The organism is Amycolatopsis sp. NPDC058278 (assembly GCF_042881395.1).
Lineage (GTDB): Bacteria > Actinomycetota > Actinomycetes > Mycobacteriales > Pseudonocardiaceae > Amycolatopsis.
In genome coordinates, this window is the sequence record NZ_JBHVXZ010000119.1 from 1 (window position 1) to 16,783 (window position 16,783).

The 16,783-nt window shown below is 71.7% G+C and carries 14 protein-coding genes; 8 read left to right on the forward strand and 6 right to left on the reverse strand.

Features of this window, described 5'->3' with window-relative positions:
• Nucleotides 1–69 precede the first annotated feature (69 nt).
• From ACFVYA_RS39845 to ACFVYA_RS39855, 3 genes are all read left to right on the forward strand, one after another.
• A complete protein-coding gene (locus tag ACFVYA_RS39845; protein ID WP_387052466.1) occupies nt 70–312 on the forward strand; it encodes a hypothetical protein in 243 nt (80 codons plus the stop codon).
• 48 nt (nt 313–360) lie between these two features.
• Entirely contained in the window at nt 361–1,113 is a 753-nt protein-coding gene (locus tag ACFVYA_RS39850) for an IclR family transcriptional regulator (protein WP_387052512.1), read from the forward strand.
• A 74-nt stretch (nt 1,114–1,187) separates the two neighbouring features.
• Nucleotides 1,188–2,339 (forward strand): 4-hydroxybenzoate 3-monooxygenase, encoded by a 1,152-nt coding sequence (locus ACFVYA_RS39855; protein ID WP_387052468.1) that lies wholly within the window; start codon nt 1,188–1,190, stop codon nt 2,337–2,339.
• Between the two features lie 39 nt (nt 2,340–2,378).
• On the opposite strand, the gene ACFVYA_RS39860 is transcribed toward ACFVYA_RS39855, so the two are convergent.
• Complete coding sequence (locus ACFVYA_RS39860) at nt 2,379–4,214, reverse strand: sensor histidine kinase (protein ID WP_387052470.1); 1,836 nt, start codon at nt 4,212–4,214, stop codon at nt 2,379–2,381.
• On the reverse strand, nt 4,204–4,899 hold the full coding sequence (locus ACFVYA_RS39865; RefSeq protein ID WP_387052472.1) for a response regulator transcription factor: 696 nt from the start codon (nt 4,897–4,899) through the stop codon (nt 4,204–4,206). The genes ACFVYA_RS39860 and ACFVYA_RS39865 overlap by 11 nt, the downstream gene beginning before the upstream one ends.
• A gap of 156 nt (nt 4,900–5,055) precedes the next feature.
• On the opposite strand from ACFVYA_RS39865, the gene ACFVYA_RS39870 reads away from it, so the two are divergent.
• Nucleotides 5,056–8,202, forward strand: a complete 3,147-nt coding sequence (locus ACFVYA_RS39870; protein WP_387052474.1) for a GH92 family glycosyl hydrolase — start codon at nt 5,056–5,058, stop codon at nt 8,200–8,202.
• Between the two features lie 15 nt (nt 8,203–8,217).
• Here ACFVYA_RS39870 and ACFVYA_RS39875 read toward each other — a convergent pair whose 3' ends face one another.
• Entirely contained in the window at nt 8,218–9,078 is an 861-nt protein-coding gene (locus ACFVYA_RS39875; RefSeq protein WP_387052476.1) for an esterase/lipase family protein, read from the reverse strand.
• Between the two features lie 116 nt (nt 9,079–9,194).
• Between ACFVYA_RS39875 and ACFVYA_RS39880 the strand changes: the two genes are divergently transcribed.
• The 3 genes from ACFVYA_RS39880 to ACFVYA_RS39890 all read left to right on the forward strand — a co-directional run bounded on the left by ACFVYA_RS39880 (nt 9,195) and on the right by ACFVYA_RS39890 (nt 11,333).
• On the forward strand, nt 9,195–10,310 hold the full coding sequence (locus ACFVYA_RS39880) for a PucR family transcriptional regulator (protein ID WP_387052478.1): 1,116 nt from the start codon (nt 9,195–9,197) through the stop codon (nt 10,308–10,310).
• Nucleotides 10,311–10,402: 92 nt separating this feature from the next.
• Nucleotides 10,403–10,894 (forward strand): hypothetical protein, encoded by a 492-nt coding sequence (locus tag ACFVYA_RS39885; protein WP_387052480.1) that lies wholly within the window; start codon nt 10,403–10,405, stop codon nt 10,892–10,894.
• Between the two features lie 7 nt (nt 10,895–10,901).
• Nucleotides 10,902–11,333, forward strand: a complete 432-nt coding sequence (locus tag ACFVYA_RS39890) for a hypothetical protein (RefSeq protein ID WP_387052482.1) — start codon at nt 10,902–10,904, stop codon at nt 11,331–11,333.
• Here ACFVYA_RS39890 and ACFVYA_RS39895 read toward each other — a convergent pair.
• Together ACFVYA_RS39895 and ACFVYA_RS39900 are read right to left on the reverse strand one after the other, a co-directional pair.
• Nucleotides 11,315–12,787 carry a DUF885 domain-containing protein gene (locus tag ACFVYA_RS39895; protein WP_387052484.1) on the reverse strand — a complete coding sequence of 491 codons (1,473 nt, stop codon included), beginning with the start codon at nt 12,785–12,787 and terminating at the stop codon, nt 11,315–11,317. The two genes, ACFVYA_RS39890 and ACFVYA_RS39895, sit on opposite strands and share 19 nt — an antisense overlap.
• Nucleotides 12,788–12,953: 166 nt before the next feature.
• Entirely contained in the window at nt 12,954–15,542 is a 2,589-nt protein-coding gene (locus ACFVYA_RS39900) for an exo 1,3/1,4-beta-D-glucan glucohydrolase (RefSeq protein ID WP_387052514.1), read from the reverse strand.
• A 250-nt stretch (nt 15,543–15,792) separates the two neighbouring features.
• Here ACFVYA_RS39900 and ACFVYA_RS39905 point away from each other — a divergent pair, with 250 nt between their 5' ends.
• Nucleotides 15,793–16,203: a GNAT family N-acetyltransferase gene (locus ACFVYA_RS39905; protein WP_387052486.1), complete on the forward strand. Its 411-nt coding sequence runs from the start codon at nt 15,793–15,795 to the stop codon at nt 16,201–16,203.
• A gap of 9 nt (nt 16,204–16,212) precedes the next feature.
• Here ACFVYA_RS39905 and ACFVYA_RS39910 read toward each other — a convergent pair whose 3' ends face one another.
• On the reverse strand, nt 16,213–16,689 hold the full coding sequence (locus tag ACFVYA_RS39910; protein WP_026468482.1) for an Lrp/AsnC family transcriptional regulator: 477 nt from the start codon (nt 16,687–16,689) through the stop codon (nt 16,213–16,215).
• Nucleotides 16,690–16,783 lie beyond the last annotated feature (94 nt).

Consider the following 16,783-nt stretch of genomic DNA (forward strand, 5'->3'; position numbering starts at 1 on the left):
GCGGGAAAGCGTGCCTTGACCCGGCGTGCCGGCCGCTGATGCGGCTGCGTATCGGTTCGGCAGGGGGGTGTGCTCGGGGGCCTGGTCCGTGGGGCTGGCTTCGCGCGGTTCACCTTCGGGGGCTCCCGGCTAACCTCGGCCCGCGCCCGCGCCCGCGCCCGCGCCCGCGCCAGTGGCTGCGGCTCGTACACGCTGCGCGGCGGGACCTCGCCCGGCTTCCGCGGGCTGATGACGTGGTCGATCAACTGGGACAGGTACTACGGCTGGGAGTTCCAGAACAGCCACGAGCCGTTCCTGAACGCCCTGCCGTGACCGTCGGCGGTGTGCCCCGCCGCTCCGGTGGGGCACACTGCTCAAGTGGTGAAGCCGCCGGAGGGCGAGTCCGTGCTCTCGCGCGTCGTCCGCATCTTCGAGACGTTCGGGCCGGACACGCCGGCGCTGCGCGTCACCGACATCGCGCGGGGCGCGAACCTGCACGTCGCGACGGCGTCGCGGCTGGTCGAAGAGCTGGTCGGGCACGGCTGGCTGCGGCGTGACCCCGACCGGAAGATCCGCGTGGGTGTCCGGCTGTGGGAGCTGGCGTCCCGCGCCTCGCCGACGCTCGGGCTGCGCGAAGCGGCGATGCCGTTCATGGAGGACCTGCACGCCGTCGTCGGGCACCACACCCAGCTCGCGGTCCTCGAGGACCGCGAGGTGCTGTTCGTCGAGCGGCTCTCGGCGCCCGGCGCGATCGTCAACGTGACCCGGGTGGCCGGGCGGCTGCCGCTGCACGCGTCGTCGTCCGGGCTGGTGCTGCTCGCCCACGCGCCCTCTGAACTGCAGGAACAAGTGCTGGCGGGCCCGCTGGAAGCCTTTCGCCGCACGACGCTGACCGAGCCGGTGCGGCTGCGCCGGTTCCTCGCCGACGTCCGGCGGAACGGCTACGCGTTCTGCGCCGGGTTCATCGACGAAGAGACGACGGGGATCGCCGTGCCGCTGCGCGGGCCGTCCGGCGAGGTGGTCGCGGCGCTGTCGGTGATCGTGCCCAACGACCGGAACGCGCGCACGCAGATCCCGGCGCTGCGGGCCGCGGCGCGCGGCATCTCGCGGGCGATGGGAAATTCCTCTCACTGAATGAGAATGCACTGGTGGCGGGCGGTGCCGCCGAGCCATGCTCGGGATTCTGTCGCGGGAAAGGACGTGCTCCAGTGCGCACCCAAGTCGTCATCGTCGGCGCCGGCCCGGCCGGGCTGCTGCTGTCCCACCTGCTCGGTCTCGAAGGCATCGACTCGGTGCTGCTCGAACGGCAGACCGCGGAGTACGTCCAGGCGCGCATCCGCGCCGGCATCCTCGAGGCGGGGACGGTGGAACTCCTGCGGGACGTCGGCCTCGGCGCCCGGCTCGACGTCGAGGGCATGGAGCACCGCGGCATCCACCTGCAGTGGCCGGAGCACCGGCACCACGTCGACTTCACCGGCCTCATCGGACGGTCGGTGACGGTCTACGGGCAGACCGAGGTGACCAAGGACCTGATGGCGGCGCGGGAAAAGGCGGGCCGCCCGGCGTACTACTCGGCCGCCGACGTCACCCTGCACGACGTCACCGGCACGCCGTCGGTGACCTTTGTGGACGATTCCGGTGTCGCGCGGCGGATCGACGCGGACGTCGTGGTCGGCTGCGACGGCTTCCACGGGCCGAGCCGGGCGTCCGTTCCGGAACCGCAGGTCTGGGAGCGGGCGTACCCGTTCGCGTGGCTGGGCGTGCTGGCCGACGTCGCGCCGTCGACGGACGAGCTGATCTACGCCTGGCACCCGGACGGGTTCGCGATGCACAGCATGCGTTCGCCGCGGGTGAGCCGGTTCTACCTGCAGGTGACGCCGGACGAGGACATCGCGCAGTGGAGCGACGACCGGATCTGGACGGCGCTGTCCGAACGGCTCGGGGTGCCGGGCTGGACGCTGGAGACCGGGACGATCACGGAGAAGAGCGTCCTCCCGATGCGGAGCTTCGTGACGACCCCGATGCGCCACGGGAACCTCTACCTGGCCGGGGATGCGGCGCACATCGTGCCGCCGACGGGGGCGAAGGGGCTGAACCTGGCGGTGGCGGACGTCGCCCTGCTGGCGCGGGCCCTGACGGCGTCGTTCCGTGGCGACGAGCGCCTCGTGGACGCGTACTCGGAGACGGCGTTGCGGCGAGTCTGGCGCTGCACGCACTTCTCGTGGTGGATGACGTCGATGCTGCACCGCCACGGCGACGACTTCGACGCCCAGCTCCAGCTCGCCCAGCTCCACCGCACGGTGACGTCGACGGCCGCGAAGACCGAACTGGCCGAAAACTACGCCGGCCTGCCCCTGTAGCCGATCCTCCCGGTCCGGTCGCACTCTCGCTGACGGCTGTCAGGGCTGAGGTGGCGGCTCGTCTTCCGCGCCGGCGTCCTCACCGGCCGGAGCAGTCTTCGGCAGCCGGACGGTGAACGTCGATCCGGTGTCCACTTCGGACTCGACAGTCACCGTGCCGCCGTGCGCCGCCACGAGGTGGCGGACGATGGCGAGACCGAGCCCGCTGCCACCGGTCTGGCGGCTGCGGGACTTCTCGGCCCGCCAGAACCGGTCGAACACGTGCGGCAGGTCCTCGGCGGCGATGCCGGAGCCGGTATCCGCCACCGCGAGCGTCACTTCGTCCACAGTGGACGACACCCGGATCGTCACCCGGCCGCCGGGCGGCGTGTGCCGGATCGCGTTCGTCACCAGGTTGCCGACGACCTGCCGGAGCCGGACCGGGTCGGCCGGCAACGTGGCTTCGCCGAGCGCTTCGACGGTGAGCGTGACACCGCCGGCGACGGCCCGGTCGGCGTGCGCTGCGGCGACGTGGCCGGCCAGCTCCGCCGCGTCGAGGGGCTCGGGGTACAGGCGCAGCTGCCCGGCGTCGGCCGCGGCGAGGTCCTGCAGGTCGTCGACGATGTGCTGCAGCAGCACGGTCTCCTCGAGCAGCGACGCGCTCAGCGCCCGGTCGAACGGGAGGTGCCCGTCTTCGGCGGCCTCCAGCCGGCCGCGGATGACGTTGAGCGGGTTGCGCAGCTCGTGGGCGATGTCGCTGACCATCGCCTTGCGCTGCTCCTCGATGCGCTCGCGCCGCGCCGTGAGGTCGTTGAACGCGGCGGCGAGGTACCCGACCTCGTCGCGGGACTTCACCGGGGCCGGCCGGTCCTGCTGCGCGGCCTCGGTCAGCGCCCGCAGCGGGCGCGACAGCCGCCGCGCGACGAGCGCGGTCAGCGCGACGGCCAGCACCAGCACGCCACCGGTCACCGCCAGGATCCGGGTGAGGTTCTCCCGCGACAGCGTGAACGTCGGCAGCGGCGACCCGCCGGGGCCGAGCGTGAACAGCAACGCGGGCGGGGCGACGTACGGCGCGAGCTGCTCGCGGCGCGCCGAGTCGAGGCAGTCCTGGACCGGCCGCTGATCGGGGACGTCGAGGACCTCCAGGTCGAGGCCGAGCTTCACCTCTCCGCCGCCCTGGTTCTGCAGGCAGCGGTTGACGGCGTCGTTCAGGCCCGTCAGCGCGGCCTGCTCGGTCGGGGTGGGGACGGCCAGCTCGAAGAGCCCGCACTTGCCCGCGTAGTAGCGGACGGAGAGCGGGTCGAGCCCGGTGAGCTGCGGCCGCCCGCTCGGCGAGTCGCGCACCTGACCGGGCAGGCCGAACTGGGCGAGGCAGGCGGTGGCCTTCCTGGCCACCGCGGCGAGTTCCTCGCGTTCGGGCGGGGGCAGCTTGAACGGGCCGGCGGCGCGCGGGTCGATGCCGCTCGTGCCGGCCTCGGGCAGCAGCACCGGGTCGACGTGCAGGGGGTCGACCGACGCGGTCGCCTTGACCGGCAGGGTGACCGGCGCGCCGCCGGAGTCGCCGAGGACGCGCCGGTCGAGGGTGGTCAGCACGACCCGGCGGCCGGTCTGTTCCGACAGCGCCCGCAGCCGGGGGCCGACCTGGTCCCACGTGTGGTTCACCGCGGCGAAGCCGAGCAGCTCGGTGTAGATCGTCGCGTCGCCGGAGAGGGCCTGGCCCTGCTCCTGCTGGATCGCGCGGGTGGTGGTCTGCACGGCCAGCCACGCGGTCGCCGCGATGGAGGCGAGCGCGATGAGCAGGGAGACGGCGGTGAGCCGGACGACCAGGCTGCGCCGCCTCGGGAAGCTGTGCTGACGCGCCCTCGGCTGAGAAGAGCGCCTCGGGCTAGGTGTCATCTTCCGCCGTCAGCTTGTAGCCGACCCCGAAGACGGTCCGCAGGTGGACGGGCTTCTGCGGGTCCGGCTCGATCTTCTTCCGCAGGTTGAGCACGTGGACGTCGATGATCCGGGTGCTGACGAACCGGTCGTCGCCGCGGGTCAGTTCGAGCAGCTGCCGGCGGGTGAACACCCGGCCCGGCTGCCGGATCAGCGTCTCGAGCAGCTGGAACTCGCCCGGCGTCGTCTCCACCGGGCGGCCGCCGACCGACACCTCGTGCCGCACCGGGTCGAGCCGCAGCCGGCCCGCGCGCAACGCGGTGTCGGGCGGCTCGCGGCGCCCGGCGGTCCGCCGCAGCAGCGTCCGGACCCGGGCCATCAGCTCGCGCGGGCTGTACGGCTTGGTCAGGTAGTCGTCGGCGCCGAGGTCGAGGCCGAGCAGCAGGTCGTCCTCGGTGGCGCGGGCGGTGAGCATCAGGACCGCGACGTCGGACTCCTGCCGCAGGATCCGGCAGACGTCGAGGCCGTCGACCTTCGGCATCATCACGTCGAGGACCAGCAGGTCGGGGCGGTCGCGCCGGGCCTCGTCGAGCGCCGCCCGGCCGTCCGCGGCCAGCACCACGGTGTGGCCTTCGCTTTCGAGGTAGAGCCGGAGGACCTCGGCCTGCTTCTCGTCGTCCTCCGCGACCAGTACACGTGCGCACACGGCGTCGAGGGTAGGCGTCCTGACGCGGTGGCCACCCGATCCTGACCGGATCTTCACACCTCGGCGCACGAGCCAGGTCTTTGTCAAAGTGTTGACCGCGGTCACGGCGCGCGGAAAGGTCCAATGACAGGGGACGGTCCAGCCTGGGAGGCACCGGTGCGGTTCAGGTTCATGGCGGCGGTGGTCGCGACGGCGGTCATCGGGGCGCCCGCGGTCTCTTCGGCGGCTCCGACAACGATGTCATCACCGCTGGTCGGCGACCCGGCCGCGTACGTCGACCCCCTGATCGGGACCGGCCGCGGCGGCAGCTCGGTCGGCGAGATCAACAACTTCCCCGGGCCGGCGGCGCCGTTCGGGATGATGCAGTTCTCGCCGGACACGCAGGGCGCGTACGCCGGCTACCAGTACCACAGCGACCAGATCCGGGGGTTCAGCCTCGACCACGCCTCGGTCGGCTGCAACGCGTTCGGCGACGTGCCGATCCTGCCGGTCACCGGCGACGTCGGGGCGGCGCCGTGGAACCGCGTCGAGCGCTTCACCCACGACGACGAGCAGGCCGAGCCGGGCTACTACGCCGTGACGCTCGCCGACTCGAAGGTGCGGGCGGAGCTGACCGCCACGACCCGCACCGGGCTCGCCGCGTTCACCTTCCCGGCCGGTTCCACGCCGCAGGTGCTGGTCAAGGGCGGCGCGAGCCTGGCCGGGAACTCGGCCGCCACCTTGACGATCACCGGTGACCGCGAGGTCAGCGGCTCGGCGACCACCGGCAACTTCTGCGGTAAGCCCAACAAGTACACGGTGTACTACGCCATCACCTTCGACCAGCCGTTCACCGCGCACGGCACCTGGGACGGCTCCAGCGTCAAACCCGATACCGACAGCGTGGATTCGCCCAAGGCGGGTGCCTACCTGACGTTCGGTTCCGGGACCGTGCACGCCAAGGTGTCGATGTCCTACGTGGGCGTCGACGGCGCGAAGGCCAACATGGCCGCGGAGGTCCCGGGCTGGGACTTCGGTGCCGTCCGCAAGTCCACAAGGGACCAGTGGACGCAGGCGCTGGGCAAGATCCGGGTCGCCGGCCGCGACCCGGCCCAGCTCAAGACGTTCTACACCGCGCTGTACCACTCCCTGATGCACCCGAACACGTTCGATGACGCCGACGGGCGCTACGTCGGCTTCGACGACCGGATCCGCACCCTGCCGAAGGGGCGGCACCAGTACGCGAACTTCTCCGACTGGGACACCTACCGCTCGCTCGCGCCACTGCACGCCATGCTCTTCCCGAAGGAAGCCAGCGACATGGCGCAGTCACTCACCAACGACGCCGTGCAGGGCGGCTGGTGGCCGCGCTGGCCGATGGCGAACGACTACACCGGCCAGATGACCGGTGACAGCTCGGTCGCGCTGATCTCGAACCTGTACGCGTTCGGCGCGCGGGACTTCGACGTCAAGACGGCGCTGAAGTACCTGGTCAAGGGCGCGACCTCGGTCGACGACACGCCCGGTGCGTACCAGGAACGCCGGGGCATCCCGGATTACGTCGCCCGTGGGTACCTGCCGAACAACGACGCTTCGCGCGGCGACCACGCCCGGGTCGGCGCGTCGATCACCCTGGAATGGGCGATCGACGACTTCGCCATCGCGCGGTTCGCGCAGGGCATCGGCGACCGCGACGTCGCCCGCGAGTTCACGAAACGCGGCCAGAACTGGCAGAACATCTTCAACCCGCTCACCGGTCACATCCAGCCGCGCGGGCAGGACGGCCGCTTCCCGGACGGCCCGGCGTACGTGCCGCCGCCGCCCGGCAAGTTCGGCCAGGACGGTTTCGACGAGGGCAACGCCGCGCAGTACACGTGGCTGGTGCCGCAGGACCCGGCCGGCCTGGTGACGGCGATGGGCGGGCCCGTCGCGGTGGCGGCCCGGCTGGACACCTTCTTCCAGAAGCTGAACGCCGGGCCGAACGAGCCGTACATGTGGGCCGGCAACGAGCCCGACTTCGGCGTGCCGTGGCTGTACAACCACGTCGGGCAGCCGTGGAAGACGCAGCAGGTCGTCCGCGAGATCGCGACGACGCTGTTCAGCGCCACCCCGGACGGCGAGCCGGGCAACGACGACCTCGGCGCGCAGTCGTCGTGGTACGTCTGGGCCGCGCTCGGCATCTACCCGGCCACGCCGGGCACGCCGGACCTGGTCGTGCACAGCCCGCTGTTCGAACGCGCCGTGCTTTCCCTGCCGACCGGCCGGACGATCGACATCCGCGCGCCCAAGGCGTCGGCGGCCACGCCGTACGTCCATGACCTGGCGCTGAACGGCCGGGACTGGGACCGCACGTCCCTGCCCGCCGGCACCGCCCGGGACGGCGGACGGCTGGACTTCTCGCTGGCGTCCACTCCGGACAAGCACTGGGCGGCCGGGGCCACCCCACCGTCCTATCGGGACAACGAAAAGCCGTTCCTGGCCTCGGCGGCCAACCAGGTCGTCGTCGAACCGGGCACCGGCGGCGAGGCCACGGTCAGCGCGCAGCGGCTCGGCGGCCACGACCGGGTGCTGGACGTGGCCACGCAGGCCCCGGCCGGGATCACGGTCACCGGCCCCCGGCAGCTGCGGCTCGACGACCGGACCGGCGGCGGCACCGCGAAGCTGACGGTTTCGGTGGCCGCCGGGACGCCCGAGGGCTACTACCGGGTCCCGGTGACCGTCCGCGGCGGCGCGACGACGGTGCCCAGCTCGGTGATCGTGCTGGTCGCGCCGAAGGACGGGCTGGCCGCGGCGTACGGAGGCGTCGGCGTCTCCGACGACGGCGACGCCGGCTCGGCCGACATCGACGGGGCGGGGAACAGCCTGTCCCGCCAGGCCCTCGCCGCGGCGGGCCTGGTCGGCGGCCAGACGGCCCAGGCAGCCGGCACGTCGTTCGTCTGGCCCGCGGCGCCCGCGGGACGTCCGGACAACGTCGTCCCGGCCGGCCAGACGATCAAGCTGGGCCCGGCCACGCGCCTGTCGTTCATCGGCACGGCCTCGAACGGCGACCACCGGGCCACGGCGACGGTCACCTTCACCGACGGCAGCACCGGGCAGGCCGACCTGTCGTTCGGCGACTGGGTGTTCCCGGGCGGCGGCACGGACCCGGTGTTCGGCAACACGCTGGTGGCGCGCACGGACCACCGCAACCAGCCGGGCGGCCAGGGCGGCGGGGCGTCGGTCTACGCGACGGCGCCGTTCGACGCCCCGGCCGGGAAGCAGATCGCCTCGGTGACGCTGCCCGCCGACCCGAACCTCCACGTCTTCGCGATCGGCCTCGCCTGACCCGGCCGACGGCGGTCAGCCGGGGGAGCCCACCGCGCAGACCTTGATCGGGGTGGCGTTCGCCGGGTCCAGCGCGTTGCGGACCAGGTGCCAGACGTTCAGGTCGTAGGCCTCGCCGATGTGGCCGACCGGGTCGAGCGGGCAGAAGTCCTGGACGTACTGGTTCCGCACGCCGGGTTCGCGGATGAACGACGTCTCGGTCGGGGTCACCAGCTCGTCGTAGCGCGAGGTGATGATCGTGTAGCCGATGCCGGGCTGGGCGACCGGGCCGGTGTTGAGCGCGACGATCGCGGCGCCGCCGTCCAGTTCGTCGGCGAAGATCGGCAGGCCGATCGTCTTGACGATGGTGTCCCACGTGCTCTTGCCCAGCAGCGTGTAGGCCAGTGTCAGCAGGCCGGAGGCGTTGGCGCCGTGCGTCGGCGGGGCGATCGCGACGACCTTGCCGAGCTCGCTCTGGATGCCCTGCATCTTGGCGAGGTAGATCGACTGCAGCCCGCCTTCGGAGTGGCCGACGACGTCGACCTTCACCGCGCCGGTGGCCGCGCGGACCTTTTCGACGAACGCCTTGATCTCCAGCGACGACTCCGCGACCGGCTTGAGGCCGCCGGCGAAGGGGAACTGCGGGTAGGCGCCGTAGGTCAGGGAGAAGGTGCAGTAGCCGCGGCCGGCCAGGTCGGCCTGGAGGAAGTTGAGGTCCTCGTAGTAGGTGGCGAAGGTGCCGTGGAGCAGCACGACGGGGTTCGGGTGCGCGGCGCTCGGGCGGCACGCGAAGTCGTTGTTGCCCCCGGCCGCCGCCTGGGCCGGCACCGCCGAGCCGAGCAGCAGCGTGCTCGCCAGGCCGATCGCGGCCAGCCATCGGTTCGTTCCCCGCGCCATTGCAGAGTCCCTTCGTCTGGTTGCTCTGCACAGCATGCGCTTCGCGATCAAGGCTGTCTGCTGGCAAAACGCGCAGAAACTTGCCCTGGCCGTTTGTGCACGGTGACAATACGGCGGTGGATGCCGTCGACGCCCTGTTCCCGCGGGCCGGGGAGATCGCCGCCGCGATGATGGCCCGGTGCGCCGCCGAGATCCCGGCGTACCGGCTGCTGCCGGCGAGCGTGCTGGAGGGCGACCTGGTCGCCAACGCGACGGCGGTGTTCGAGCTGTTCCTGACCACGGTCGCCGAGGACCGGCGGCCGACCGAGGACGAGCTCGCGCTGCCGATCGCGTGGGGCGCCGAGCGGGCCCGTGACGGCCTGCCGCTGGAGGCCGTGCTGAAGATCTACCCCCTGGCCGCCGGCGTCGCGTGGGAGCTGGTGGCCGGTGACCGTGCCCTGCTCGGTGCGCGGATGCTGGACTTCCTCGGCGAGGTGATGCCGCGCGTCGCCGAGGCGTACCTCCGGGAGCGCGACGACCTCGACTGGGAGCGCCGGGAGGACCGGCAGAACCTCGCCGCCAGCCTGCTGGCCGGCCGCCCGGTGCGGCGGCGGGAGCTGGCCGAGAGCTACGACGTCGTCGTGTTCCACCTGCCGTCGCCCACCTCGTCGGCGTCCCGGGCGGCGACGGACCTCTTCCGCGCCGTCCGGTCCGATTTGGACGGTCAACCGGGCGTGCTGGTGACGTTCCAGGGTGACGGCGGCGTGCTGCTGGTGCCGGCGGGGTCCGCGGTGGACGCCGTGGCGGCGCGGGTCGACCGGGTCTGCGGACGGCCGTGCCCCGCGGCCGCGTCCCGGGCTCCCACGCTGGCCGACATTCCGGCCGCGCACTCCGAAGCGGTGGAAATCCTGGCGCTGGCCGAGGGTTTGCACCGCCCGCCGCGGCTCTACCGGCTGGCCGATCTGGCGATCGAGTACCAGCTGGCCCAGCCGGGCCCCGCGCGGGAAGCGCTCGCCGGAGTGCTGTCGCCGCTGGCGGAGCACCCGCACCTGATCGACGCCCTGCGCGCGTTCGTGACGTCGGGCTACAACCGCGGCGAAGCGGCGACGGCGTTGAACATCCACCGCAACACGCTCACCTACCGGCTGGGCCGCGTCCAGCTGATCACCGGCTACGACGCGACTCGCCCGGCCGACGCCCGCCACCTGGCCGCCGCGATGACGGCCTACGACATCAGCCGCCGGCACGGGTGAATTCCACGGGGTAACGCTTGCGTCGCGGTTCCGGGAATGCGTTGCAGAACCCGCCGGGCGGGCGACCCAGGGAGCGGACCCGGAAGAAGGTGATGGCCGTGACCGCGACCAGAATCGCCGTGGCCGCCCTGATCCTGGCGGGTGCGGCCGCGTGCGGAACGCCGGTGGTGGGCGTGCCGGTGGCCGTTCCGGTGACCCCGCAGGCGCCGGTGACGAGCACGGCGACGGTCGCGGTTCCCGCGCCGCAGACGGTTTACGTCCAGCCACCCGTTTCCGCGGCGCCCGCGGAAACCGCGGAGGCGCGCACGGTCGTCGCCTACTACGACGCGCTCAACCGCCACGAATTCGCCACCGCGTGGGCACTGGGCGGCAGCCGCCTGGCCGGCGACGGCGGATACACCCGGTACGTCAACGGGTTCGCGACGACGGCGTGGGACGCGCTGACCGTCACCGACGTCCGCGGCAGCACGGTCTCGGTGGTGCTGGCGGCGGTCCAGACCGACGGCAGCACCCGCACCTTCTCCGGTACCTACACCGTTTCCGGCGGCGTCATCACCGGCAGTCACATGACCCGGACGAAATGAGCCACCCATGCGTACACTTCGGACAGCCGTCGCCCTTTCCGCCGCGCTCGCCCTCGGCGGGTGCGGGTTGCCGCGGGCGGTTTCCGGCAGCCCGGCCCAGGCTCCCGCGTCCACCGCGACCGTCACCGCACCGGTCATCCCCACCGTCACCGCGCCGGTGCCGCAAACCGTCTTCGTACCACCGCCGCAGACCGTGTACGTCGCCCCGAAGGGGGTGGCCGCCACGAGCCAGTGGTACGCGCAGCCGAGCTGGATCGACGCCCAGCCGTGGATCACCATCACGCCCGCGGCCGGCCAGACGCCGTGCCAGTGGCTGAACGCGCGCGGCTACCCCTACGCGCAGGCGTACGCGGCCTGGGCGCAGAACGGCTTTCCCGCGAGCTGGTCCGCCACCGGCGACGGCTACCCGTGCCAGAAGTCCTACGGCCCGCAGCACTGATCGACCCACGCGCGGACGACCTCGTCCAGGACCTTCAGCGGCAGCTGGCCGCCGCCGAGGACCACGCCGTGGAAGTCCTTCAGGGAGAACGCTTCCCCGAGCCGCTCCTCGGCGAAGCGGCGCAGGCGCAGGATTTCCAGCCGCCCGGTCAGGTAGGCCAGCGCCTGGCCGGGGGACTCGATGTACCGGTCCGTCTCGGACTGCACCTCGACCTCGCTCAGCACGGTGTGCGTGCGAAGGAACTCCACGCACGGCTCGCGCGTCCAGCCCAGCGCGTGCAGGCCGGTCAGTTCCTGCGCCAGCGACTCCGCGAAGTGGTGGCCGGGGACGGCTTCGTGGAAGGCCACGGTCTCGGCGATGAACCGGTCGCGCGTGCGCACCTCGTGCGTGTTGGTGAAGTAGACGCCCGGGCGTGAACCGTCGAGCGCGGGCGGCATGTAGTACGCCGCCGCGGCGACGGGTGCTTCGGCTTCCGGCACCGCCCGGACGACGCACTCGGCGTCCGGCACCCGCGGGAACCAGTCCGGCGCGGCGGCGGTCGCCCGGGCGACGGCGGCACGCGCGGTCTCCAGCATCTCCTCGGCGTCGCGCCAGCGGAGGCTTTCGTCGCTTCGCAGCCGGCGGCGCACGTCGGCCGGGTCGGTCAGTCCGAACACGCGCCCGCCGAGCTCGGCGTACTCGGCCTCGAGCCCGGCGAGGACGTCGAGGCCCAGCCGGTGCAGCTCTTCGGGGGTGTGGCCGGTGGTCGTGTGCATCCGCGCCAGGGCCGCGTAGTGCGCTTCGCCGTCTTCGAGCCAGCAGAGGCCCGGCCGGTCGTCGGGCCGGCCCCGCCCGGCGACTTCGCTCGCGAGGAACTCGCGGTAGCGCGTCAGCGCCGGCCGGACGACCTCGGTCACCAGCCGGTCGCGACGCTCGCCGCGGTCCCCGGTCAGCGGCTGGGGAAACGGCTTCTCCTGCGCCAGAAAGCGGTCGAGGAACGCGATCGCGTGGTGCGTCATGCGCTCCACCGGCGTCCGCCCGGCGCGGAGGCCGGCACTGTGCCGCAGCGCCAGGGCCTCGTAGAACGCGGGCATCGCGGCGAGCCGCGTCAAGAAGTCTTCCTCGGCCTGCTCGCCGGACGGCGTGAGCTGCGGCAGGAAGGAGAGGTGGTTCATCCCGATGGCGTACAGCGGGTCGGCGAGGGTGAACTCGACGTCGTTCGCGTCGAGCCGCGCGAGCACGGCCTCCGCTTGCTGCGTGACCACACCGAGCGTCACACGGTCGGGATCCGCCGAGGCCCGCGCCCGCGCCAGCACACCGGCGGCCCGCGTCCGCAGCCGGGCATGGCCGGCTGGGCTCGGATCGGGCAACTCGGCGTCGTGGCCCGGAACACCCGCGAACGTCGCTTCGAGCGGCGTCCAGGTGCCGAGCACGTCCAGGAGTTCGTCGGCGAGCGCGGCCGCTTCGGAGGTCATTCGTCCATCGTTGCGGAAAAGAGACCCGGCGGGGAGGGCGCCGAGGGCGGACCACCGGCGGTCCGTGGCCTGAGGACGGATCAGGTCGACGAGATCATGCGTGCCTGGGGAAGGTTCGGATGAAAACGAACCGGGCCGGGAGCGGAAGCTCCCGGCCCGGTCGCCGTCAGGTCAAGCTCGAACAGGATCTCGCGTCCGGATCCTGAGCCCCCTTCGGGACCCACCGCACGTTCGCGAACGACGCCTGGAACGCGCCGTCGGTGTAGACCAGGAACGGGGTGTTGATGTGCTCGAAGTCGAGCGCGTTGTTGAAACAGGACACCGGGATCTTCACCGTCGTCTTCGGGCCGCCCGCCAGGTCGGTGAACAGCTTCGTCGCGTTCACCTCGGAGAAGCACGGGTACACGCAGTGCATGCTGATCACCGTCCGGTTGGCCGGTGCCTGCTGCACGGTCGTGTCGAACTCCAGGGCCGCGTCGGCGTTGAGGTAGCCGCGCAGGTCGTTCGTGCCCGCCGTGTTCTGCATGTACAGCTGGGCCGCGCCGGCGCCGGTCCAGGTCGCCTTCAGGCCGTCGCCCTGCACGTTGACGTCCGTCGGGACGACGTTGATCTCGGTGTGGGCCGCCGTGCCGTCCGGGCCGATCACCGTGCCGCCCCAGTTCTCCGCCGAGCCGATCTGGCTGGTGTACGGCGGGACGTCGGTGCGGTCGAAGATCGACAGGTCCTGGGTTGCGGTCCCGCCGCCGCCGGTCGAGGTGCAGGACGCCGGCCCGGAGGTCTCGTCCAGCTGCCCGACCGTCACGCGCTGCCCGGTCTTGAGGCCGTAGCCGAGCTTGAACAGCGGGTCGTAGCCCGGCGACCACGGGTTGAGCGGCGACTGGCACGCGCTCTTCGGCCACGAGTACGACAGCGTGCCCCGGTAGCCGGTGCCGTCCTTGCCCTTGACCAGCATGTCGGCGACGCCGCCGCCCTCGGTGCCGGGCAGCCAGGCCGCCACGAACGCGTCGGAGCGGTTGATCTCCTTGTTCATGTACAGCGGGCGGCCGCCGACGTACACGGTGACGACCGGGGTGCCCTTGCCGCTGACCTTGTCCAGCACGGCCAGGTCCTCTGGGTAGAGCTTCGAGGCCTCGAGCGACTTGCGCATCAGGTCGCCGACACCCTCGGCGTACGGCGTCTCGCCGATGACGGCGATGACCGCGTCGAAGCCCTTCGGGTCCACGCTGCCGGTGGCGTCGAAGGTGACGTTCGCGTCGCCGAGGTTCTGCTTGATGCCGGTCAGGATCGACGTGGCGTTGGGGAAGTCGGCGTTCGTGTTGCCGGTGCCCTGCCAGCTGAGCGTCCAGCCGCCGGTCTGGTTCGTGATGTTGTCGGCGCTCTTGCCGACGACCAGGACCTTCGACGCCGGCTTGAGCGGCAGCACGTTGCCGTTGTTCTTCAGCAGCGTCTGCGACTCGCGGACGGCGTCGCGGGCCAGCCAGTTGTCCTTCAGCGCCTCGTCGGAGTTGGCGTAGGAGCGGTCCGACGGCTTCTGCGACTCGAACAGGCCGTCACGCAGCTTGACGCGCAGGATGCGGGTGACGGCGTCGTCGATGCGCGCCATCGGGATCTGGCCGCTCTGCACCTGCGCGACGGTGTTGGTGATGAACGCCTTCCAGTCGTTCGGCACCATCACGATGTCGATGCCGGCGTTGATCGCCTGCGGGCACGAGGAGTTCGTGCAGCCGGTGACCTGGCCGATGCCGTTCCAGTCGGAGACGACGAGGCCGTCGAAGCCGATCTTGCCCTTGAGGATCTGGTTCAGCGCCTTGTCGCTGCCGTGCAGCTTGCCCTCGTTGATGCCGAGGTCGGCGTTGGTCCAGCTGTTGAACGACACCATCACGGTCTGCGAGCCGGCGGCGAGCGCGCCGTAGTAGCCCTGGCCGTGGATGTTGATCATGTCCGCTTCGGACGAGGGGTTGACGCCCTGGTCCTGGCCGTTGATCGTGCCGCCGTCGCCGATGAAGTGCTTGGCGGTGGCGATCACGCCGTTGTAGCCGATGCGCTTGGTGGCGCCGTCCTGGAGGCCGTTGATGGCTTCGAAGCCGTACGCGCGGGTGATGCGCGGGTCCTCGGAGAAGCCTTCGTAGGTGCGGCCCCAGCGGTCGTCCTGGACGACGGCGAGGGTGGGCGAGAAGGCCCAGTCCTGGCCGGTGGCGCGGATCTGGCGGGCGGTGGCGCCGGCGACGTCGCGGACCAGGCACGGGTCGTGCGCGGCACCGAGGCCGATGTTGTGCGGGAAGACGGTGGCGCCGTAGACGTTGTTGTTGCCGTGCACGGCGTCGATGCCCCAGATGACGGGGATCTTCGTGCGGCTGGTCTTGGAGGCGTTCCAGTAGGAGTCGGCGAGGTTCAGCCAGTCCTGCTGGGTGGCGTGCTTGTTCGCGCCGGGCCACGAGCCGCCGCCGTTGAGGACCGAGCCGATGGCGTACTGGCGGACCTCGTCGGGGGTGATGGCGGCGATCTCGGGCTGCGTCATCTGCCCGACTTTTTCCTCGAGCGTCATGCCGCTGAGGATTTCGGCGATCCGCTGCTCGTCGCCGGCCTTGCCCTTGAGCCGGCTGTCGACCTTCGGCCAGTCCGCGAGGGTCGGCAGGGTCTTTTCGATCTTGGCGCAACCGTCCTTGTCCTTGGCGGGCTGGCCGATGACGGGCTGTGGCACTTCGGCTTGGGCCGGCGTCGCCTGGGCGATCCCGCCCAGCAGGCTCAGGCTCATCAGCGTGACGAGCGAACTTCGGCGCGCACGAGACCACGCGCGGGATCTTCTGGCCATGGGGCTGGTCCATTCTGCGATGAACGGCGGACCGGCCGATCCTCACCGGGTGACGGGGAGGCAGTCAAGGGTTTCGATTGTTTGGACGGCCTGTTAATTCTCGACATAAACTAAGAGTCGCTCGGTGGCGGGGCCACGCCTAACGCGTAATGCTGTTGCGGTCAAGGGCACTGGCGGGCAAAGGTTCTGCCCCATGGACATCCGCCGTGTGGTCTCGCTCGATCCGCTCCTGGCGGCCGGGCACCTGTTCGACGATCCCCCGCGGCCGGACGCCGCCGAGCGCTTCCTCGCCGCCGAGGGCCACCACCTGCTGGTCGCGTACGTGGACGAGGTGCCGGCGGGCATGGTGACCGGCGTGGAGATGACCCACCCGGACAAGGGCACCGAGATGTTCCTGTACGAACTGGGTGTCGAGGCCGCCTTCCGCGGGCGGGGCCTCGGCCGGTCGCTGGTGACGGCGCTGGGGGAACTGGCTCGCGAGCGCGGGTGCTACGGCATGTGGGTCGTCACGGAAGGGGACAACGCCCCGGCGAAGGCGACCTACCGCGCGGCCGGCGGAGTCGCCGAGGAGGGGCAGGCGGTTCTGGTCTGGACGTTCGGCTGAGCGCGCCGCTCAGCTCAGCACCGAGCCCGGCAGTTCCTCGAAGATCAGCCACGTCCGCGTCGACCGCACGCCCTCCAGTGCCTGCAGGCGCTCCAGCACCACGTCCCGCAGCGTCGAGTTGTCCGGCGTCCGGACCAGCAGCAGGATGTCGAAGTCGCCGCCCACCAGGGCCACGTGGTCCACGTACGGGATCTCGTGCAGGTCCGTGGCCATCGTGCGCCAGGACGTCTGCTCCACCGTCACCATGATGTAGGCCGACGTGCCCAGGCCCGCCCGGCGCGGGTCGATCCGCGCGCCGAAGCCCGTGATCACCCCCTCCGCCATCAACCGCTCCAGCCGCGCGTACGCGTTCGTCCGCGAGATGTGCAGGCGCTCCGCCAGCGCGCGCACCGCCAAGCGGCCATCCGCTGATAGCTCCGCCAGCATCGCCCGGTCGACGTCGTCCAGTGCCGGGACCGTTCGTCCCGGCAGACCCCCGTGAGCCAGGACACCGGTGGACGTTTGGGCGCCAGGAGGACCCTGTGAAGGCAGTTTGTCGCTCATTTCCGCCAACCCTTGAACACAACACCGCCGAGAACGA